This is a genomic window from Marinomonas mediterranea MMB-1, from assembly GCF_000192865.1.
Taxonomy (GTDB): Bacteria; Pseudomonadota; Gammaproteobacteria; order Pseudomonadales; family Marinomonadaceae; genus Marinomonas; species Marinomonas mediterranea.
This window is the reverse complement of the sequence record NC_015276.1, coordinates 4,334,444-4,355,368: the sequence shown is the minus strand read 5'-3', so window position 1 is coordinate 4,355,368 and position 20,925 is coordinate 4,334,444. Positions and strand designations below refer to the sequence as shown.

Below are 20,925 nucleotides of genomic sequence, written 5' to 3'. Positions count from 1 at the left end.
GAAATTAATATAGATTAAATATTAAGTTAGATCCTAGCCATTTCAATGTTTGTAAGTAATATGGCTTTGCAGCCCAACTCCTGAAGGCTATCAAGAATTTGATGTGCTTCGTTTTTCTTGATCATAGATTTGACTGAACACCAGTTCTGATCTTTCAACTGACAGATTGTTGGAGATTCAAGCCCAGGTGTTAGTTCGCAAGCTTGATCGAGAATTTCTAGTGGTGAATCATATTCTACTAACTGATAATCCAATGCGATCAGTCGGCCGGTAATTCTGTTTACGATTTTGTTCTGATCCGGCTTATTGGTTGGGTTAGGCGCTGAGTAGAGAGACGCATTTGACGTAAATATTGGCTCAGATACGACTCTTAATCCGGCAGACTTTAATGTAGAGCCAGTTTCAACAATATCAACCACGCAATCAGCAAGGCCAAGGCTCACTGAAATTTCAACGGCACCATCAAGTTCGACTATTTCAATATCATTATCTTGAAAGTAATCTCCCACGATATTAGGAAAAGAGGTTGCCACTCTAAGACCGGAAATATCATCTTTATTATTTAAAGTGGAACTTTGCATAGCCGCTATACAGAGCTTTGAATGGCCAAACGGCAGGTCTAAAAGGTTTACTGCGTTGCTCTTCTTCTCACTGTGAAAATCTTTCCCTGTAATACCTATGTCTATTATGCCTTTGCTTAAATACATCGGGATATCATTGGCACGTAGGAAATAAAATTCTATTTCATTTTTTTCGTCATAAAAATACAGCCCTTTAGTAGGCTTTTTAACGCTGTATCCGCATGAAACAAGTAAGTCGATACAAGGCTGATACAAGCTCCCTTTGTTCGGCAGGGCCATCCTAATCATTATAAACTCCGTATACATTGATTTTATTTATGAACTAAAAGTATCACTTTATAGGTTTATTTTATAGAAAATTTAGGCTCTTTGATGGGAAGCATCATTCTGTTGGGGTAAGGGCCTAACTTGCTCGTTCCAAATAACATATTCAAGGTCAAGAAACCGACAAAAAGCCTAATTTCAAATATTTTACGGCGGCACATCAGTTGTTGACGAGCTTCGAGGGTAAGGATATAAGCTTCCAGAGGACGTACAGATATTGCATCTGTTTATCTATCGTCCTTAATCAGTTTTGTCTGGCTCTTAGTATTTAGCAGATTATCCAACACTTCTTGCAGACGTATCTTTCGTTTATGCTCCATTTGTAAGGCTCGAATGTAGCGTTGCCATTCTTCTAAACGCTGGTGCTGTTGATATACCATGCGTAATTGACGAAGGTGTTTACCTGCTTGTTGATAAGCGGATGCCTTCTTTCGGTCGATTTCATATAAGGCACAGGCTTTCCATATACTGATCGCCGTTTCAGGGTAAGAGTTAGATACTGCAATGGCTAATGATCGAGCCAGGCTATCGGTCATGGTTTCGAAACCGACTCGATTGCCAAAACGGTCCACCGCTTCATCAAGGTGATTTTCATGCACGGCAATCTCAATGAGCAACTCTTCAATTAGTATCTGACTTATATGGTTGTTTGATATGCCTCTATAGTTGTTCGATATACCTCCTAATGAACTCACCTCCGGTTTAGGCAAAGGCCAATTATTGGGCCAAACATAAGTCGCTGGATCATCATGCTCAATGAGGTGTAAAACTTTGTCCCGTACTAGGTTCCACGGTACGTCAAGGTGCGAGCGCTCCGCTTGAAACAAACGTTCTATTCTTTGGAAGTTTTTCATCTCTGGTGACGCCAAAAAATCGTCCACACACAAAGCCGCCACTTGCGAGGCATTACCTTCCTGCGTATGTGATTCTATCAGCCATTCTTTTAAACGACGTGCAATGCCTGGTTTCTCTTTTAATGTGTCGTTAAAACCAACCAAGCACCATTTTTTGGCTTTTTGTATATCGCCTTGTTGGACAAACGACTCTACCAGTTTGACATAGTCTTTTGTATGGCTGACTTGCTTTTCCATTATCGTGATAATAGCGTTGTTATCCCCCGCTTTTTGGTAAGCAAAGGTCAACATATCAACGGCTTTTTTATATTCGAAATCTTGCTTTTGAAACTCGGTAAACCCCGTTAGACGCCGCTCTAGAATCATAGCGACATCCTGCCAGTGTTCAGCTTGATAAGCGTCATGGTGATACACAAGATCTTTGCTTTCAAGTAGACCAAAGTCGTCGTCTAACTCACGATCTAGCAACCAAAGAAGCTGCACGACGGGCTTCATTTTGGTATTGGGTAAGGCCTCTAACACCATAAACATAGTGCGACTCAGTTCATTGGCGAGCTCTCCTTCATCATCACTGTGCTGGATTTGCTCTATGCCCAATGTCCAAAGCTCTTCTCCCAATGCCACCAGCTCATCGAAAGCACGATGCTTAATTAAGGTATCAAAGCCTGTGCGAATAGGTGTGTAATCTGGGGTATGGCCTTTATTGTTCCAATAATCCTGCCAGCTTTCTTCAGCGGTAATTTTCTTGATTTTGCGCTTTAAGGCCGTAACCTGAGACTTTACGTTAAAAAGATTCGACGGTTGCTCAGCCAATTGCCATACACTCTGCTCGGTTTCATAGTCTTTCATTGCTAACTGTAATAGCTGTTTGACTAGCGCCGCTTTTGGTTGCTTAGTGAGCATTTTCTGTAACGCTTCTAAAGTATGGGGGTAGCTGGGGGCCAGTTCTACTTTCTTCGACGATGGCTTAGACCTAGCTAACGAATGATCAAACATAGACAACTCAATATCCCTCGGTGTTGCAGCAGATATAGGGTCTTTGGGGATATCTTTGCCTGAATTGATCTGCTTGGCGGCTGCTAAGATCACCGCCACCGCATGTTTACATTCGCCATATTCATAAGGACAGCTGCAAAACGATGTTAACTCTCCACCTTCTAAATACACCTCGGTTTGGTACTTTTGTGTGCCTTGAACCTTGGCAGACAAGACATCATTGATGGTCAAAACAAGTCCGCTCACTTTATTCATCATATTTTGACCGCGCGAATAAATCTTCTCTCCTGCCCAAAGTTCAAGATCATCTGTTGCGAGCGTACGTAGCAAAGTCATTAAATCAGTCACGTTTATTTCGCATTTTTTTCAGCTCTTGAGCCGCATTCTCGATAATAATCATGGAGAACTTTTCCGCTTTTTAATACGGTTTAGTCCATCAGACAATTTAGGGTAATCAAGGATAAATTTATATATACTCGCACCCGCTGATCACAATCGCTTTGCTCCTAAGTGGAAGCCAAACCAATTTGTTTGGTTACCCTTTAATCGACTTCAAGTTTGGCTTCTTATTGTTTCTATGCCAATTTGAATGATGATTATTTTAGGAGGATTCCGTTTCAATGGCTATGGGGAGTGTTACTTAAGCTGTGTTTCACGAATTTGTGCTCTATGGTAAAGAAACCAAGAACTCATCTTCGTAGCTCTCAGGTTCTCTTCTAATCTAACCACTCTTGTTCAATTCACCCCTTTCTGCGATGATTTTCATTGTTTTGTTAATGATGTCATCACTCTATGTCCGAAGTAAGTTGTTCAAATCCTCACAGACGCTTTTCTCAAGAAGCGCTTTTAGGCATTAAAACGCCAGATGCCCCAGCAGGCTTTCAGTCGTATTGGCAGCAAGCGTATCAAAATGCGTTGTTCAAGAAGCCAACGATGAGTCTCAAGGATTCCGGTCGCCGTGTGAAAAATTGGAAGGTCATGGATGTCCAGTATGAGTCATGGCCGAAGGCCTGATCGCGAAAGGCAAGCTGGTGGAGTTATTTGATAAAAGACTCAACGCCTGTGAATTCTTTTATCTGGTTCATAAAACAGGGACGGAGTTGAGGGACGATGTGAACGTGTTTTTGGAGTGGTTGGGTTATTTGAATTTGCGACACTGAACTTGCTCTCTAAAATACTCAAATTCGTTGTGTTATTATTAATTGATTATCGGAGTGCTTTCGGTATTGTGGATATGGTTATCCTAGAGGGAATAGCTAGAGGGAATGAAAATGCCATCTAATCCAATTTTTTATTATTTCTTATCAATATATCTAATTTGTTACTTTTTTGCTAAGTCTTTGGCAGAAAAAAGACCGAAAACTAGCTTGTCTAATCGCGTAGGTTTATTTTTTGTTGTTGCTTCATGTTTAATTTCGAGTGTTCATTATGCTGTTTTTGAGGACGGAGTATTTAGAATATTCTCATGCTCATTTTTTGAGTTCTATAATGATTATAATATCAGACTGTTTGCTTTCATAATGATGATATTAGGGGTGATTTTTCCTATGAGAATTTTTAGGAAAAACTGGAATAAATAGTCTCTGATATTTGTACAGGAAGCTTTATGAAAAAGCTAATATTCTGGTTCCCTATTATTTTATTTTCGTAAATAATAAGGTGAGAGAGGAATAGCTCGCCATTTATAAAAATAAACGGGCATATTTATTTTAAATCTATATAGATGGAGGAGAAGGTAGAAAAAATGAGTCCATATTTATATTTAGCGTCATCTGTCATGTTAACTACATTTATATATGCTATTTCAGCAGTAGCCGCTAAAACTCGTCATGGGAAAGACCTAGCATCTCACGTAAGCATTACAATTATACTTTTTTCTATATTTGTTGGTACAGGGCAATATACTATATCTAAAGATGGTGCCTTTTTCTTTATCGATTTTACGGAAAATGTTTATGTTAGAGTGCTTTCTCTTTTTATGGCTGGATTAAGTGTTTTAATTCCAATTAGAAAACTAGGAAGAAAGAAATAATTATATGGTTTTTTTAACTAGGTTTAGGTTTTTAGATGAGTTTTTTTGGAGTGATATATTTTAGGGAGCACACTACTTTTTTGGCTCCAAGGTTCCCTAATTGAAAAGTGTCGCACTTATTATCTGAATTTAGGTCAATATATTTAATTTGTTAATTTGTTAATTTGTTAATTTGTTAATTTGTTAATTCTTTGGCAGAAAAAAGAGCGAAAACTAGCTTGTCTAATCGCGTAGGTTTATTTTTTGTTGTTGCTTAATGTTTAATTTCTAGTGTTCGTTATGCAGTTTTTGAGAACGGAGAATTTAGAATAGCCTCATACTAATTTTTTGACTTCTATAATGATCATGATATCAGGTTGTTTGTTTTCATAATGATGATAGCAGGAGTGGTTTTTCCTATAAGGGCTTTCAGGAAAAACAGTATTTGATTTTAGGTTTATATTTTTTAAGATGTTTTTGAGGTTTTATATAAGATGGTGTTTATATATTGGTTGGTTGTATGTTGAGTTTATTTTTCTATCCTATAAGTTTTCTGTTTTTAATTTTACTTTTGTTCTGGGCGAAAAAACTATCTCGAATAAATGCTTTTACTTTTTATCGGCAATAAACCACATTACTTAGTTTGTTTTAGTTTGTTTTAGTTTGTTTTAGTTTGTTTTAGTTTGTTTTAGTTTCTTTGTTCTTATCTTGTTTATATGGAATATTTTTAGATGGTCGAGCCTTCTTTTTTGATTTTGGACCCGATTATGGGCTAAGGCTTTTTTCAATAGCAATTGCATTTCTGACATTTGTCGGTTCTTGCTACTTAATTAGGTCAAAAGCTAAAAAATAGTACCCAGAGCAAGTTCTGTTATCTTGGTAAGACGCTAAATATTGGTCGGTTAAATTTTAGTTTAAAATTTATACAGGCTACCCATGGCTTTATTAACGGAAACAAGATGAAATTGTATAAATAAAAGGGCTATTCATTTAGAGCAACCAATGTCAATATGTATTGATGAACAAGAAATCTTCATTACTTAAAGCGGGTATCGATTACCTTAAAAGTTGGTGCTAATTTATATAGGGTGTCCATAACTTTATTGTCTGAATTTAGGAAAGATAAATAGAGAAATATATGTTGAGTATCAAAAATATAACTACAACAATTAGATCGAATAATATGTTTAAAAAAATATTTTTTTTTGATTTTTGGGTTTTTACTTGTTTCGTGTTCAAATGAAAAAATATACAGTATAGACATTCCTTATTATAAGGATTGCATCGAAACAATAGAAAGAGCTTCTGCCTATTATAAATATAGAAACAAAATAGATGCGAATAAAATTTATTTAGAGGAAAAACACTTTTATGATTCTAAGTCTATAGACGTTGGGGTTGTCGGATATTTGAAGATTTATACTGACTCTGCTTGGACTACTTTAGATGAAGGAGATCAGGTTGATTATTTAGGAATAATTGCTCAGTCTATTGCTGCTGAGTGTATGCCCAATGCTGGGTTTAAAGGCGACCTTAAGGATGTTGATAGTGTTTTAAAAAGGTATTCTGGGAAAGGAGTATACTTAGAGAGTAGAGCCAGACAGTATTATATATATTACAATGATGGTACTTATAAAAATGAGGTTTGGGACTATCGATAAAAAATAAGGACAATGGAATTTATACAAATCTATACAGGGCATACAAGTTTATATAGGCCGACCATGAATTTATTGACGGAAAAAGTGTCAGGTCTTATAAACGTTTTTCTACGGATTTAGGATTGCCTATTTTTATGATTATTCTTACAGCTAAATATATTTTTTCAATTTTTATCATAGTTTCACTCTGTTTTTTATACATTGCGTACTCAATATTTGTAGAGCTATCAATAACTGAGCTGAATACTAAGCAAGGTGTTATCAGTAAGGTCGAGTGTGTAAAAAGTGGAAGCGCAAGCTCCTATTTGGGCTTCGACGTTCTTTATCATGGAGAAACATCTATTAAACATGAGTCGATCTACGTTAATGCTAAGTATTCTTGCAACGAATCGTTTGAAGATAGGGTCAGGAGGTCAGGCAGCGTTGAGGTTACTTACTCTGGAAATTATTATTTGAGAGTTGTAGTTGGTAGTGTTCCCATAAAAGACTTTGATGAAAATTCATTTTTCAAAAAACAATCTACATTCGGATTTTACTCAATAATATTTATATTTGTCTTCATTGTTTTTTAGTTCTATGGGTTTCTTATCGAGAAAAAACGTTAAAAGAAAAGGGTAAGTGGAAGCCTTTATAAGGTTTATTTTATGTGGAGCCTATATAGGAGGTGCCCAACTTTGATTGCCATTAAATTGTATATTTATATACTGTACTAAAGGGCAGTGTGTTTTTGGTATGTAAGAATAAGGCGAAGTTGTCCCCCATTATGCTTTATTGATTTGGACGCCGATGCCATTGGAAAATCCCCGAATGTCATAGAATCAGTGCGAAAGTCGTCTTCTAACCCCGCTACCCTTGTTCAACTCCCGCCTTTCTGCGATGATTTTCATTGTTTTGTTATTGATGCCATCACCTTATGTCCGAAGTCCGTTGTTCAAACCCTCACAATCGCTTTTCTCAAGAAGCGCTTTTAGGTATTAAAACGCCAGATGCGCCTGCTGGTTTTCAATCGTATTGGCAGCAAGCGTATCAAAATGCGCTGTTCAAAAAGCCAACGATGAGCCTGAAGGATTCTGGCCGCCGTGTGAAAAATTGGAAGGTCATGGATGTCCAGTATGAGTCAACGGATCAGGTCATGATCGGTGGTTGGCTGTTGCTTCCGATTGATCGTCCTCCTGTTAGAGGTTTTGTGGTTGGGCATGGTTATGGTGGTCGTGAAGACCCTGATTTTCATTTGCCGTTTGCAGACGCGGCGATTCTATTTCCGTGTGTAAGAGGCATTTCCCGCAGTCCTGCGCCACCGATCTCGCCAGAACCTCGATGGCACGTGCTTCACGATATTGACAAAAAAGATCGTTATATTATCAAAGGTTGTGTTGAAGACATTTGGCTAGCGGTGTCGTGCATGGAACAGTTGTTCCCTTATTTAGTGGGTAAATTGGGCTATTTGGGCATCAGTTTGGGTGGCGGTATCGGTGCGTTGGCGATGGCATGCGAGAAGCGCGTTTCCCGTGCGCACTTTAACGTGCCAACGTTTGGCGATCATCGTTTAAGGTTGCGTTTGCCGACTGAAGGGAGTGGTAAATCTGTGCAGACGTTCTTTAAGTCACATCCTCGGTTGGCGCTTAAGACATTACGATACTTTGATGCAGCCAATGCAGCGCATTGGATTGATATGCCGGTGCATTACGCTTTGGCACTAAAAGATCATGTAGTGACACCGCCGGGGCAGTTCGCCATTTATAACGCCACGCCTAAAAACAGGCGGCATTTAATGGTGTTAAAAGAAGGGCACAGCAATTACCCCGAAAAAGCGCGTCAAGATCAAGCGCTGTTGTCAGAGTTAGCTGCGTTTTTTGAGGATTTAAGATAAGAGTTGAGAGAAAGGTGTAACGCGCGACATAAGGTTTATATTGAGATGTGACAATGAGACGAGGCTCAGCGTGAACAGAGAATATCACAAGTGGTGGAGTCCCAATCTGCAACGAGATATGGAGTTGTTGGTATTTGGTTCTGGTGGCGCGAAGGTGCTGGTTTTTCCGACGCGAGGAGGACGTTTCTTCGAGTATGAAAACCTCGGTATGGTGGAAAAAATTCGTCATAAAATCGAGGCCAACAAGCTTCAGCTTTTTTGCATCGACGGCATCGATGCGGAGTCTTTTTATTGTTATTGGGCGCATCCAAGCGGACGAATGTCGCGTTATATGCAATATGAAGAGTATGTCTTACGCGAAGTCTTACCTCTTATGCATACGATCAATGCGCACCCTACGACAATCAGTCACGGGTGCAGTTTAGGCGCGTTTCATGCGGCGAATATCGCCTTTAAACACCCTCATTTATTCAATAAACTTTGTGCGTTCAGTGGGCGATACGATTTAACCTTACAGGTTGAGTACTTTCCTAACTTACTCGACGATCACTATGACGAATCTGTGTATTTTAATACGCCGACGCACTTTCTGCCCAACCTCCACTGTCACGATCAATTAAACGCGTTGAGAGCGATGGATATTGTATTGGTGATCGGTAAAGAAGACCCCTTTCTGGATAACAACTTACACTTGAGCCAAATACTGAACGAAAAAGGCATCGACCATCAGTTGCACTTGTGGGAAGAGCGTGCCCATCGAGGGTATTATTGGCGACGCATGGTGCCTTTGTACTTGTGATAAAAATGCTGTCGCTAAATAGTGATAATCGATAGGCCGTAACCGAAGACCTCAGGTTAAGACGTTACCGATAACCTTTGGCTTGCAAGGCAAATAAGTGAGCGTATTGCCCTTTTTGCTCTAACAGGCTTTCGTGCGTGCCGCGTTCTTTAATCTCTCCATGCTCCATTACGATGATCTCATGCGCCAAGCGAACCGTCGAAAATCGATGAGAGATTAGTATCGCCATTTTATCCTTTGTGTGCTCTTGGAAGTGTTGGAAAATCGTTGCTTCTGCTTGTGCATCCATCGCGGCAGTAGGTTCGTCTAAAACAAGGATGTCTGCATCTTGACGCATAAACGCGCGAGCAAGCGCTATCTTCTGCCATTGTCCACCAGAAAGCTCCTGCCCGCCCTTAAACCAACGTCCTAATTGGGTTTGGTAGCCTTGTTCTAGGTCTCCAATGAAGTCGCTTGCTTTTCCGAGTTGCGCGGCTTGCTTCCAGCCCTCTTCGTCGTCAAAGCGGCGATCGTCCCCCGCACCGATGTTTTCACCGACAATAAATTGATATCGAACGAAATCCTGAAAGATGACGCCAATGCGGGTCAGTAGTGCGGTTTCGTCCCAGCTTTTTAGATCAAGCCCATCTAAAAGAATGCGTCCTTCTGACGGTTCGTAGAGCCTTGTGAGCAGCTTAATGAGAGTGGTTTTACCGGAGCCGTTCTCCCCGACAATCGCGAGGCTTTGTCCCGGGGTAATATGCAAGTCGATATTCGATAAGGCCGGTTTGATGGCGCCGGGATAGTGAAACGTCACCCCTTCGAATCGTATACCATCGTTCGGTTTAGGGCCTTTTTTACGGTTTTCTGCTTCTAAATCGCTGTTTTTTAGAGCGTTCTCTTCTAAGGTGTCGTCTTCTTCTGATGCCAAGAGTTTGGTGGTTGGTTGCTCTAAATATTCATATAGGTTTGATAAATAAAGGTTGTCTTCATACATGCCGCTGATGGAGGTGAGCGATGCGGATACGGCACTTTGTCCCTGTTTGAACAGCAGTAAATACATGGTCATTTGACCGAGTGTGATAGCGCCTTTAACGGTGTCTGTCACAATCCAGCCGTAGGCACCATAAAACACGAGCGTTCCAATGATGCCAAGGGCAAACCCCCAGCTTTCACGGCGCAGAATTAGGCGCTTCGTTTCACTAAAGATAGTGACAAAGATGTCTCGATAGCGTTGCAAAAAGCGACGTCCAAGTTGATAGAGGCGTACTTCCTTAATGTGATCTTCACGGGCGAGCAAAGTTTCGACATAGTTTTGATGACGAAATTCTGGTGAGCGCCAACGCGACATTCGAAATGCATCGCCTGAAAACTTTGCCTCGGCAATGAAGGACGGTAGTGCTCCTGCTACTAAAAGAACCAGCACCCAAGGCGAGAACTGCCACAGTAAGATCGAGAAGCTGGTCAGAGTGATGGCGTTTTGCAGTAGGCCAAATGTCTTATTTACTAAGGCGAGTGGTCGGCTAGAAGCGTCTCTGCGGGCACGAATGAGCTTGTCGTAAAATTCAGAATCCTCGAAATGCGCTAGGCTAAGTGTCTGCGCCTTTTCTAGAATCATGGTGTTTACTTTTTGGCCCAGCAATAAGCGCAATATGGCTTGTTGTGCGGCTAATGAGCGTTGCGCCGCTGCGGTGGCGATGACCAATATGCCTTCTAACACAACGTAGTTTAACGCCGTGCGATAGTCTAAGGTTTTACTATCCTTATAGAGCTGCATGGCAGCTACGACGGCATCGACAATAAGTTGACCCACATACGCCATAGCGGCAGGCAGCAAACCGCTGATTAAGGTCGCCAACGCGATCCCTATCGTTAGGCTGGGCGATGTCTGCCATACAAGGCCAATGGCTCTGCGGCTATAGCGAAAGACACCTAGCATGTTTTTATCAACCGTGTGCGTATTGTTGGTTGGCCTCATTAGGTTTCCTGCGTATTAACGGTTATTTGGGCTGTGTTTTTGTTCTGTTGGATCGATCAATATTAGTCCTTCCGTCTGGTCTCGATATTCCTCCCAGCTAGTTTGAATTTCTTTTACTTCTTGTTTGAGCCATTTTCTGAATTTTTGAACTTTTTCATACTTAAAGTGGCTCGGAGGCGCGACGAGGTAAAAGTGATAGGTGGATTTCATATAAAAAGGCAGCGGGCTAATAAGCTGACCTTTTTTGATTAAATCATACACCAAACTAAAGCGGATCATGCTGATGCCCTGACCAGATAAAAGGGCTTCAATCAAAATGGTCGCGTCTGAGACTTTTAGGTGTGAAGGTAGCTTTCTAGTGTCATCGACAATGTGTTGTTGAAGAACGGACCATGTCGCGGTCATATCTGGACCGCTGTCCTCGATGATCTGTAATTTAGCGAGTTGAGGTTTGATCGGAAGGTTTTGATCAATCAACGAGGGGTGGCAAATCGGGATCAAAAATTCTTCGAATAGAAGCTCGGATTTTAGGTCGCTGTAGCTTCCTTGGCCGAAGCGAACGGAAATATCCAGTTCTTGATCCTGAAAACTGGCGATTTGCAGCCCCGGTATTAGGTATAAATTGAGTGATTGTTCAATAGCTTGAAACGTACCAATACGAGACACGAGCCAACGGCTCGCGAACGAAGGCAAAGTACTGATAGCGAGTCTGTTTGGGTTAGGGTCTTCAACAATCGTTCGCACGCCCTGCTCTAATAGATCGAAGGCTTGTTCGACATATTGGTAAAGTTGTTCGCCTTCTACAGTTAAGGATACTTGTCGTGTTTGACGCTCGAATAAGGTCATGTCCAATGTGTATTCTAGAGTCTTAATTTGCTGACTGATCGCCGCTTGAGTCACATTAAGGTGTTCGGATGCCTCCTTGAAACTCAAGGATTTCGCAGCATGCCGGAATGCGAGCAGTGATTTGAGCGGCGGTAATCGAAAGTGAGTCATAGTGGATCTAGGGCTTACGTAAGTATGGTTAAGATAAACTTAATTATGGTGTGTTTTTTCTCGTTTGTCAGTGTTTGTTTATTGAACGATTATTTGATCATCAACAGAACGACATAGGAGAAACAAATTATGAGCCACGCAGTTCACTTTCAAGCGCAGAGTGTTATGACATGCCAGCAACAAAGCCAACAGGGAGTATGCAAAGAACGGTTAGAAAAGGCGCACCCAAGTCAGTCGAAAACGCGAGTGCAGCGTGTTCTGAATATGATCGCGCGAGTGCACCACAACTGGCGGACACGGAGTCAATTGGCAAAGTTAGATGACGCGGCGTTAAAGGATATCGGCGTCATGCGTTCAGATGCTTATAACGAATTACATAAACCATTATGGAAGTAATGATTCGAGTGGGAGGCGGCGTTGTTTCCTAGGCCGTCGCTTCCCTTATTTATTTGTTCGGTTAACAAACTTTGAAAATTGAAAAGAATGATTATTTTTTGAACAGTCGTTAGAAGAAGTTTCGTGGTTGTGCTTTAATTAAACGCTCTGGCCGAATTGTCGGCGCGTTTGATACGAGTCTCCCACATGAAAACAGATCCAAAAAGCTTGCTTCAAAAGAATGAAGCTATGGTGCACAGTGACGCTTTAAAAGTGAAATCGCATGTTCAGCGTAATGATGAAGATTGGGTGCAACATACCTTAATGATAGAAGGCTACGATGTTCCTTTTCGTTTTCGTCGTAAAGGGAAATACCGGACGCTTCGTGGAGCACGTGTTAATCTGACCTATTACCCAGCTGAAGAGAACGTCGCGGGCATCCCTATGGAAATAATGAAAGTGGTTCGAGTTAAACGCAGCTAGTGTGTACCTTAGGTTATTTAAAGAGGCGCTATTAACCCTAAACCCCTCAACCTCAAGATGATCCGAGCAATTTTATACAGAGCTATTGAATCACGGCTCTTGAATCAGAGCCATTGAAGAGTTATCTAATCGAGCAATCAGAGCTTAATGGACGCGAAGCAGTATGAGCACGTCAGAAAAAGCGAAGTTAAACCTTTCTAAAAAACAAACCGAATACATAAGAGACGCAGAGCCGTTTTTGTGGATTAATCCCAGTTACGGCTCCGAAGCCACAACCTTTGCTGATGTGGGCTTGATCTTTGATGCCGATGCTCGTCTGCGTCGATTCTCTCCCGTATTGATATCACTTTTCCCTGAACTTAAAGAAACCAATGGGCTAATCGAGTCCACCTTGGACGAGGTTTCGCTGTTGCGTGGCGAATTGCTACTGGGCGAATTGCCGCACGGAGAAGTGGCGCTTGAAAAGCTGAATCAAGCTGGTGGACGTTTGTTCATAAAAAGTGACCATAACCTCCCAGTGGCCGGCTCGATAAAGGCGCGGGGTGGTATTCATGAAGTACTGCATTTCGCCGAATCACTTGCATTAAAGGTGGGCATCATTGAAAGCACGAATTCAGATTATCACGCGTTTCTATCTGAGCCCGCTAAGTCGGTATTTGCTCAGTACACGATTGCGGTGGGCAGCACTGGGAATTTAGGACTGAGCATCGGTATTATTGGCGCCGCGTTAGGCTTCAACGCGGTGGTGCATATGTCGTCGGATGCTAAAAAATGGAAGAAAGACCGTTTACGCAAACGCGGTGTTCAGGTTGTTGAGCATACTGCTGATTATGGCGCTGCTGTTGAAGCAGGGCGAGTACAAAGCGAGGCCGACCCTTATAGCTATTTCGTTGATGACGAACGATCGTCGCACTTGTTTATGGGATACGCAGTCGCGGCGTTGCGACTAAAAGAGCAGCTGGAAAACGCAGAGATTAGCGTCGACAAAGATCATCCATTGTTTGTTTATCTTCCCGCAGGCGTTGGTGGCGCACCGGGCGGTATCACGTTTGGTCTGAAATCGGTCTTTGGTGATCACGTACACTGTTTTTTCGCGGAGCCCGTTCAAGCGCCTTGTATGCTGTTGGGGATGGCAGGACAACCCAATAGCGCCCCAACACCTGTTTATGATTTCGGGTTGTCGATTGACACCGACGCCGACGGTTTAGCCGTTGGTACTGCCTCTCAATGGGTCTGTGATGTGACACGTCATATGGTTTCTGGTGTATACACCCAACGCGATGCCGTGCTCTATCGAGATCTGGAAAAGTTGAAACGCTTACAAGGGATAGAAGTTGAGCCGTCCGCCGCCATTAGTTGCAGTGGTCTGCAAATGCTGAACACGAATAGCGGACAAACTTATCTCAAACACCACGGTTTGTTAGAAAAGATGGGAAATAGTACTCATATTGCTTGGCTTACCGGAGGCGCTTTTGTGCCTGCTGAAGAGTACGAGAAGTATTTGCAAGCAGTCTCGTTTAAGTAGATTAATAAATGATGTTTTGCTTTCGTACTGCAAAAGCGAAATAAGACCTTGAAAGGCGAGCCCTTCTCTCATTAGTATTGCCATCAGAATAAGCGTGTATGAGGTAATCTCGTATACGAATACATTATTGATCCGAGAGGCGTCCCCCTGATGGAAGTAACCCCTTCAAACTCTTTTCTAGGTTTGGTTAAGCGCGTTGAACGTAGTGTTTGGTTTCAAGGCTTTATTATCAGCATTATTATCATTGCTGCATTGACGGTAGGCGCAAAAACCTATTCGCTGCCCTATGAAGTTGAGTTGGCTATTAACTACCTCGACACCGCGATTACGGTTTTTTTCTTAGTCGAGATTGTTCTGCGGTTTATTTCTTATGAGAAAAAGAGGGCTTTTTTCAAAGACCCTTGGAACGTGTTTGATATGGTAATTGTAGTCGGGAGTCTGATGCCAATTTCCGATACGGATATGATACTGGTTGCTCGATTGCTACGTGTATTCCGTGTTTTAAGATTGGTCTCGATCATTCCTGATTTGAGAGTGCTGATCAATGCACTACTGAAAGCGATTCCTAAAATGGGCTACATCGCTTTGCTCATGTTTATCATCTTTTACTTATTTGCCGCAGTTGGCTCAATCTTCTTCGAAAATGTGAACGAGACGTTATGGGGGGACATTGCGATATCCATGCTGACCCTATTTCGGGTTGCGACCTTTGAAGATTGGACGGACGTCATGTATGAGACAATGGCGGTCTATCCATTTAGTTGGATCTTTTATGTTGTCTTTATCTTTTTAACGGCGTTTGTGTTCTTAAACATGATGGTTGGGGTGGTGTTGGATGTGATGACTCAGGAAACATCAGCAAAAGAGCATCAAGAGCAAGAGGATAATCATCAAGCTTTGGTTAACCAGATTTCTGAGTTGCAAAAGCAAGTCCAAGCGTTGAGCGAAAAATTAGATAAGCCTAAGGATTGAAGTTAATGTAAATTATCTGTAATTTCTATAAAGAATACGCTTCTAATTAGGTAGGGATAGCCGAAGGAAGTGGCGCACTTTGGCGTGAAAGTCGAGTCACCACTTCTCTAAACAAAGTATTGTGGTTAAACAGTACCTTCCTTAAATATTTTATAAGGTCGGTACTGCGCACTAGGCATTAAAAGAGCTCTGAGGGATGTTGTGGTATGCCTAAGACATACGATTCTAATAGTATAACTAAGATATACCTGTTCATTTTTACGATTGTTGCAATCATTAGCTTTGCGCTGCTCGCATTTACTCATTCGCCTCTCAATATCAAAAGTACGTCTTTACTGACCGACCCTCGTAATGAATTACGTGCTAGCTTCGCGTCCAATGGAGAAGATCTTTCTGGCGTCACTCGCTTTAGAACAGCAGACAACTTGGTCGAGTTTGAGTGTAATGTAACCGACGAAATCCCCATTCTCTACTGTGGTGCGGCACTCTCTTTCCCCAGAGAGCAAGGCTCTGAAGAATCGTTTGAAAAAGTCGATGAGTTCTCGCTCGATATTAATGTTTGGTCGGATGCGCCTGAATACGACGGACGTATGCGTATTTTTATTAAAACGATTATGGAAGGCGGCTACCGCAATTACCCAAAGAATAGCGATGTGAAATATCATGCGGTTAGAATCAGAGGTAATGGAGAGAAACACATTCCTATCAATCGATTCGATGTTGAAACGTGGTGGCAGAGTCAATACAAGGTCGAGTTTGACGAAGCGGATAAAGACTTTTCAAAGATTCACAGTATGGAGTTCTCCATAAATGATGTTCCGTTAACGACAGGTCATTATAAAGTCACCGTTTCCAATTTGGTCTCTCATGCTCATTACATTAACAAACGTACTTTAAATAAGTGGTTGTTGTATGACTGGGTAATTTGCTTGTTTTTATTTTTACTTCATTACGCTTGGTTCAATAATCGTTTGCTTCGTAGTGTTCGCAAAGACGCATCGTTTGATGTGCATACTGGGTTGCTAAATGCGGTTGGATTTGAGCATGCTGTACGCTCACCTGAGTTCAATGATGGGCATTTATATTTGGTTAAAATCACAAACTGGCAAAATGTTGTGAAACATTTTGGAGTGGATACCGCGCATTACCTGGTGACCAAAAGTGCAGAGCATTTGCAGGAGGCGTTGCAGGGATTAGCGCCGATTATTGCAACGCTGGAAAATGACGAAATTGCCGTCTACCTTCCTAATGGTAGACTTGATTTTGAGCAAGAAAGCGCAATGTTTGACAGCCTTACTCAGGGAGACACTCTTCAAAAGCTAGGTCATATTCGACTTGAAGTTAAAATCGGCATTATTAGAGATGCGATGCAAGATGTTCTGTTGGATGGCGTGATCGACAAGGCTCGACAAGTTGTACAATCTATTCTCGGTACTCATGAAGATATTCGCATGTTCACCGATGAAATTCATGAAGCCATTCGATATTCCGCTTATATTGAGCAAGAAGTACGTAAAAGTTTAGCTGAAGATAAATTTTACTTATTGTATCTGCCTGTTTATGACGCTCAAGTAAACCAGATCGTTGGGGCAGAAGCCTTGCTACGTTCGAGCTTGGACAGTTTAAGCGGCTTGTCGCCTCAGGTTTACGTTACCGTTGCGGAAAAGACGGGGCTGATCCGAGAGATCGATCGAATGGTGATTGGAAAAAGTTTGAAGGCACTCGAAAGCGTATCATTGCCTGATGACTTTACGATTTCCATCAATATATCCTCTCAAGAATTACTGGATACGACCTTTATTGAACGATTTGAAGAGGCGGTTAATGCCAGTTCTATTTCTCCTTCTCAGTTGCGTTTGGAGATTACCGAAACGTCATTCGTCGACCTAAACCAAGCCAACACCTGTATGTTGGAAAGGCTTCGCAGCTTTGGGTGTCGTATTTCTCTTGATGACTTTGGAACGGGCTACACGTCGTTTAATCATCTTAAAAACATTCCAGTTGACGAAATTAAGATCGACAGAGGGTTTGTTAACGAAATGGATGAGTATGAAACGGGGGTGATTATCCAGTCAATGATCACCATCGCGCGCGCTTTCAAATACGACCTTGTCGCAGAAGGTATTGAAACCCAACTTCAATTAAAGCGATTGCGTGAAATGGGGTGTGTTTATTTTCAAGGGTATTATATCTCTATGCCGACTCAACTTTCTGACGTGATTGATTTAAATGATCGTCTTAAATCAAAGGATTTGTTGTTGCTTGGTGTTCTCTGAGGAATGGGCCTTTTCGCTGAAGGCTCATTCGCAGAGCCTTTAACTGGACTCCCATATTTTCAAGCGTTAGCGGCTCAGGGCTTTGAGCCACTTACCGCCAAATGTATTTAAGATCAGCCCAACTAGCACCACACCGATACCGATCCATTGAACGTTTGATATGTGCTCGTCAAGCAGCATCGCTGACGATGTCAGCCCTACAACAGGCACACCCAAAGTAAGGGGTGCGACCGTGCTTGCCGAGTAGCGAGACATCAAAAAGCTCCAGAGTCCGTATCCTCCTACCGTTGCAAAAATCGAGAGATAGGCAAGTGTCGCGATGGTGGTTATATCGATGTGCAGCAGGCTATCCCACATTAAGTCGCTACCGTCGATAAAGTACGCGCAAAGAAAGAAGGGAATAGGTGGAATCCAGCAAGACCAAATAACAAGGTTGACGTTTGCGCTGTATCCTTTTTGACTGATTATCTTCGTTGCAATATTACCTATCGCCCAGCTCGATGCCGCAACCAGCGTTAAAACAAAGCCAACTAAGGTCATATGTGTATCGTTATTTTCTGAACCGATGACCATCAGGCCGATTGCGGCAATGAGAATGGCGATAATTTGATAAGGCCGAATGTATTCTTTTAAAAATAAAATGGCGAATAAAACCGTAAAGATGGCTTGAGCTTGGAGCACAAGGGAAGCAAGTCCCGCTGGCATGCCAAACTCCATCGCGGTGAATAGAAACGCGAATTGCCCAAAGCTGATTGGAAGAGCGTATAGAAACCACCACTTCAATGGGGTATTAGGCTTTGCAAAAAAGCACGACCCAATGACTGCAACCGCTAAAAACCGAAGACCACCCAGCATCATTGGCGTTAAGCCGTCCAGCCCCCAACGTATGACGACAAAGTTAAAGCCCCAAGCAAAGATAATGGCTAACCCCAGTAACAGGTGGTGTGGTGTCATATGAAGGTTCCTTGAACCGCATTGCTTGTTTTCGGAATTGAAACAAGCAGACTTATCGAGAGCGGAAAACGGAGTATATTTCGTTCTGCTCTCAGTCAATTCGAGTCGTTTTTCTCTCGCTCAATTTGAGAGCAAGCGAGGCTCCATTGTAGCCTGTGGCGGCTACCTCTTAATAGAGGCAGATTGAGGCAGTTTTCGTCAAACTTTGTTCGGTAAAGAAAGGCTTTTAGTCATGACGTGCCGCTCTAGGATTCGCAATTTACGGTTGGGTTCAAGAAGGAATCAAAGAGCCTTTTCGTTTTACTGTGTCTTAAACTGCGCGACTAATTGCATTTGCTCCGCGGCAAGTTCGGTCATGGACAAACTGCTTCTTTGGCCTTTAAGTGCTTCTGCGGAGGCGGTTTCACTGCTATCCGAGATCTCGTGCACACTTTGGTTTATCTCTTGAGCCACTAATGACTGCTGCTCAGCCGCCGTTGCTATTTGCATACTTAAGTCTCGAATATCGGACATCATGCTTCTCAATGAATCAAGCGTCGTACCGACGTTACGCGCTTCATCCATGCTGGTGTATGCGTTGTTACGGCATTGCTCCATACTAACAACAGTTTCTTTGACGCCTTTTTGAAGCTGTTGAATGACGGTCTGAATCTCTTCTGTCGACTGGTGAGTACGCGTCGCCAGTGTTCGTACTTCGTCTGCAACAACCGCAAAACCTCGACCTTGCTCACCCGCGCGCGCTGCTTCAATGGCGGCATTAAGTGCTAATAAGTTGGTTTGCTCTGCAATGCCTTGGATAACTTCTAGTATTTGGTCGATGTTTTTGGAGTGCTCGTTAACGTTATTTACTAAGGTGGTGGAATGTTCTAGCTGCGCAACGAGTTTTTCAACTTCATCGATATTGTGTTGCATTTTATCTCGGCTTTCTTCTGCGTTTTTGTCCACACTTTGGATTTTGTTCAGGCTGTTTTCCGCATTTTTAGCGACTTCGTTCACGGTAGCAGCCATCTCTGTCATGGCAGAGGCGACGCCAGTGGTTTTTTCATTCTGGGAGCTCATTAAGTGTTGCGAGGTCTCCGCAATTTCGTGGGTTTGGTGGGCGGCATTTTCGACTTTCCCTGATGCTTCACTTACTTGCTGCATGACATCTTTTAGTCTCGCAACCAGACTGTTTACCCACTTTGATAGCTCGCCGAACTCATCTTTTGTTTTGACGTTACTGTGCTGTGTAAAATCACCTTTCGCGACGTCTCCCAAAACTCTCATGACTTCGGCTAAAGGCGTTCGAATACTTCGACTCACCCACAGAGCAACGATCAGGGCGGCGATAATAGAAATAACGACCGAAACGTAGGTGACGCTTCTCGATAACTGAGAGGCGAGCATGGCATCATCGCGTGCTTCTACTCGAATGGCCGAGACGTCGGCGAGCAGTTGAGCGCTGTGTTGCTGCAATTGCTGCATGCTTTCCATCAAGCGGTTGGCGGCAGATTCGGACTCTTTGTTAAGTTTGTTGAAGGTATAGTGAGCGTTTACGACGCCGTCATCGCTTTGAAGGTTATCAATGAATTCAGTGAGCAGACTGTTCATGTCTCCATCGTTTAATTTTTGACTCAAGTCGCCAATACGGGCAAAGCCTTTCGTCATTTCAGTACGCATGGACGCGAGTTCGCCTAAATCTGTTAGGTCAAAATAATCGTTGGTCAGGTCGATTAGGCTGGAGAGTTGGCTACGAATATAAGACGCTGCGAACTCTTGCTCCTTTGATTCAGGGTAACTTTCAATGGCGGTTAGATCGTCCATCCCAAATTCAAGCGACTCAATCCAGTCTAGCTTCATATTGGCAAGTTCTTGTTGGAGTTGAATAGAATGCTTATGATTCTTAAGTGCGAACTCTGCCGTATCGAAAAAACCACTCGACTTGGTTTGAATTTGTTGAAGTGTTTGTACCAGTTCAGGGTGGTCTGTCAGAGCGTCGTTGAGACGTACTGTTGTGTCGGAAAAACCAGTTTGCCCTTGGGTATACTGATTAAATGGCGCTTCAAGGTCTTGTTCTGCTTTTGTGACGAGGTATCGCAGTACGGCGATATTTGAAAGCGCCAACTGGTCGTTCAGTATCGTACTTTCTGTTGTTATGTTCGCGACGTCACCGGTGACGGTTTTTAGATGTTGTTGCATCGTATTTGAGCCAGAAATACTAACGGCTGCAACGACAAGCAAAAGCGCTAATAAGGAGCCAAAACCAATTAAAATTCGTTGTACGACAGACAAAGACATACTCATTCCTCAAC

At 42.4% G+C, this 20,925-nt stretch carries 16 protein-coding genes; 10 read left to right on the top strand and 6 right to left on the bottom strand.

Annotated elements, in window-relative coordinates; translation table 11 throughout:
• Window positions 1-26 precede the first annotated feature (26 nt).
• Entirely contained in the window at window positions 27-869 is an 843-nt protein-coding gene (hisG, locus tag MARME_RS19850) for an ATP phosphoribosyltransferase (protein WP_013663060.1), read from the bottom strand.
• 263 nt (window positions 870-1,132) lie between these two features.
• Window positions 1,133-3,091, bottom strand: a complete 1,959-nt coding sequence (locus tag MARME_RS19845; RefSeq protein WP_013663059.1) for an SWIM zinc finger family protein — start codon at window positions 3,089-3,091, stop codon at window positions 1,133-1,135.
• Between the two features lie 456 nt (window positions 3,092-3,547).
• Here MARME_RS19845 and MARME_RS19840 point away from each other — a divergent pair, with 456 nt between their 5' ends.
• The 5 genes from MARME_RS19840 (at window position 3,548) to MARME_RS19815 (ending at window position 9,096) form a co-directional block, all read left to right on the top strand.
• On the top strand, window positions 3,548-3,769 hold the full coding sequence (locus tag MARME_RS19840; protein WP_041648032.1) for a hypothetical protein: 222 nt from the start codon (window positions 3,548-3,550) through the stop codon (window positions 3,767-3,769).
• 730 nt (window positions 3,770-4,499) lie between these two features.
• Window positions 4,500-4,787: a hypothetical protein gene (locus MARME_RS19835; protein WP_013663057.1), complete on the top strand. Its 288-nt coding sequence runs from the start codon at window positions 4,500-4,502 to the stop codon at window positions 4,785-4,787.
• 1,184 nt (window positions 4,788-5,971) lie between these two features.
• Window positions 5,972-6,427, top strand: coding sequence for a hypothetical protein (locus tag MARME_RS19830; protein WP_013663056.1), 456 nt, complete (start codon window positions 5,972-5,974; stop codon window positions 6,425-6,427).
• 913 nt (window positions 6,428-7,340) lie between these two features.
• Window positions 7,341-8,297, top strand: coding sequence for an acetylxylan esterase (locus MARME_RS19820; RefSeq protein WP_013663054.1), 957 nt, complete (start codon window positions 7,341-7,343; stop codon window positions 8,295-8,297).
• A gap of 70 nt (window positions 8,298-8,367) precedes the next feature.
• Window positions 8,368-9,096: an esterase family protein gene (locus tag MARME_RS19815; RefSeq protein WP_013663053.1), complete on the top strand. Its 729-nt coding sequence runs from the start codon at window positions 8,368-8,370 to the stop codon at window positions 9,094-9,096.
• Between the two features lie 64 nt (window positions 9,097-9,160).
• Here MARME_RS19815 and MARME_RS19810 read toward each other — a convergent pair whose 3' ends face one another.
• The gene (locus MARME_RS19810; protein WP_013663052.1) at window positions 9,161-11,053 is read right to left on the bottom strand and encodes an ABC transporter ATP-binding protein; all 1,893 of its coding nucleotides are present in this window, start codon (window positions 11,051-11,053) and stop codon (window positions 9,161-9,163) included.
• A gap of 15 nt (window positions 11,054-11,068) precedes the next feature.
• A complete protein-coding gene (locus tag MARME_RS19805) occupies window positions 11,069-12,049 on the bottom strand; it encodes a LysR substrate-binding domain-containing protein (RefSeq protein WP_013663051.1) in 981 nt (326 codons plus the stop codon).
• Between the two features lie 129 nt (window positions 12,050-12,178).
• On the opposite strand from MARME_RS19805, the gene MARME_RS19800 reads away from it, so the two are divergent.
• From MARME_RS19800 to MARME_RS21690, 5 genes are all read left to right on the top strand, one after another.
• Complete coding sequence (locus MARME_RS19800) at window positions 12,179-12,445, top strand: DUF1127 domain-containing protein (protein ID WP_013663050.1); 267 nt, start codon at window positions 12,179-12,181, stop codon at window positions 12,443-12,445.
• Between the two features lie 186 nt (window positions 12,446-12,631).
• The gene (locus MARME_RS19795; protein ID WP_013663049.1) at window positions 12,632-12,907 is read left to right on the top strand and encodes a hypothetical protein; all 276 of its coding nucleotides are present in this window, start codon (window positions 12,632-12,634) and stop codon (window positions 12,905-12,907) included.
• A gap of 163 nt (window positions 12,908-13,070) precedes the next feature.
• Window positions 13,071-14,432: a D-serine ammonia-lyase gene (locus MARME_RS19790; RefSeq protein ID WP_013663048.1), complete on the top strand. Its 1,362-nt coding sequence runs from the start codon at window positions 13,071-13,073 to the stop codon at window positions 14,430-14,432.
• A 150-nt stretch (window positions 14,433-14,582) separates the two neighbouring features.
• Entirely contained in the window at window positions 14,583-15,404 is an 822-nt protein-coding gene (locus MARME_RS19785) for an ion transporter (protein WP_013663047.1), read from the top strand.
• A 206-nt stretch (window positions 15,405-15,610) separates the two neighbouring features.
• Entirely contained in the window at window positions 15,611-17,680 is a 2,070-nt protein-coding gene (locus tag MARME_RS21690) for an EAL domain-containing protein (RefSeq protein WP_013663046.1), read from the top strand.
• Between the two features lie 66 nt (window positions 17,681-17,746).
• Here the strand turns inward: MARME_RS21690 and MARME_RS19775 are convergent, their stop codons facing one another.
• Window positions 17,747-18,634, bottom strand: a complete 888-nt coding sequence (locus MARME_RS19775) for an O-acetylserine/cysteine exporter (RefSeq protein ID WP_013663045.1) — start codon at window positions 18,632-18,634, stop codon at window positions 17,747-17,749.
• Between the two features lie 300 nt (window positions 18,635-18,934).
• A complete protein-coding gene (locus MARME_RS19770) occupies window positions 18,935-20,911 on the bottom strand; it encodes a methyl-accepting chemotaxis protein (RefSeq protein WP_013663044.1) in 1,977 nt (658 codons plus the stop codon).
• Between the last annotated feature and the right edge of the window lie 14 nt (window positions 20,912-20,925).

What these genes read in the sequence shown, in the direction of transcription:
- hisG (WP_013663060.1), bottom strand. Translation starts at nt 869, where the DNA reads ATGATTAGGATGGCCCTGCCGAACAAAGGGAGCTTGTATCAGCCTTGT.
- MARME_RS19845 (WP_013663059.1), bottom strand. Translation starts at nt 3,091, where the DNA reads ATGACTTTGCTACGTACGCTCGCAACAGATGATCTTGAACTTTGGGCA.
- MARME_RS19840 (WP_041648032.1), top strand. Translation starts at nt 3,548, where the DNA reads ATGTCCGAAGTAAGTTGTTCAAATCCTCACAGACGCTTTTCTCAAGAA.
- MARME_RS19835 (WP_013663057.1), top strand. Translation starts at nt 4,500, where the DNA reads ATGAGTCCATATTTATATTTAGCGTCATCTGTCATGTTAACTACATTT.
- MARME_RS19820 (WP_013663054.1), top strand. Translation starts at nt 7,341, where the DNA reads ATGTCCGAAGTCCGTTGTTCAAACCCTCACAATCGCTTTTCTCAAGAA.
- MARME_RS19810 (WP_013663052.1), bottom strand. Translation starts at nt 11,053, where the DNA reads ATGAGGCCAACCAACAATACGCACACGGTTGATAAAAACATGCTAGGT.
- MARME_RS19805 (WP_013663051.1), bottom strand. Translation starts at nt 12,049, where the DNA reads ATGACTCACTTTCGATTACCGCCGCTCAAATCACTGCTCGCATTCCGG.
- MARME_RS19800 (WP_013663050.1), top strand. Translation starts at nt 12,179, where the DNA reads ATGAGCCACGCAGTTCACTTTCAAGCGCAGAGTGTTATGACATGCCAG.
- MARME_RS19795 (WP_013663049.1), top strand. Translation starts at nt 12,632, where the DNA reads ATGAAAACAGATCCAAAAAGCTTGCTTCAAAAGAATGAAGCTATGGTG.
- MARME_RS19790 (WP_013663048.1), top strand. Translation starts at nt 13,071, where the DNA reads ATGAGCACGTCAGAAAAAGCGAAGTTAAACCTTTCTAAAAAACAAACC.
- MARME_RS19785 (WP_013663047.1), top strand. Translation starts at nt 14,583, where the DNA reads ATGGAAGTAACCCCTTCAAACTCTTTTCTAGGTTTGGTTAAGCGCGTT.
- MARME_RS21690 (WP_013663046.1), top strand. Translation starts at nt 15,611, where the DNA reads ATGCCTAAGACATACGATTCTAATAGTATAACTAAGATATACCTGTTC.
- MARME_RS19775 (WP_013663045.1), bottom strand. Translation starts at nt 18,634, where the DNA reads ATGACACCACACCACCTGTTACTGGGGTTAGCCATTATCTTTGCTTGG.
- MARME_RS19770 (WP_013663044.1), bottom strand. Translation starts at nt 20,911, where the DNA reads ATGTCTTTGTCTGTCGTACAACGAATTTTAATTGGTTTTGGCTCCTTA.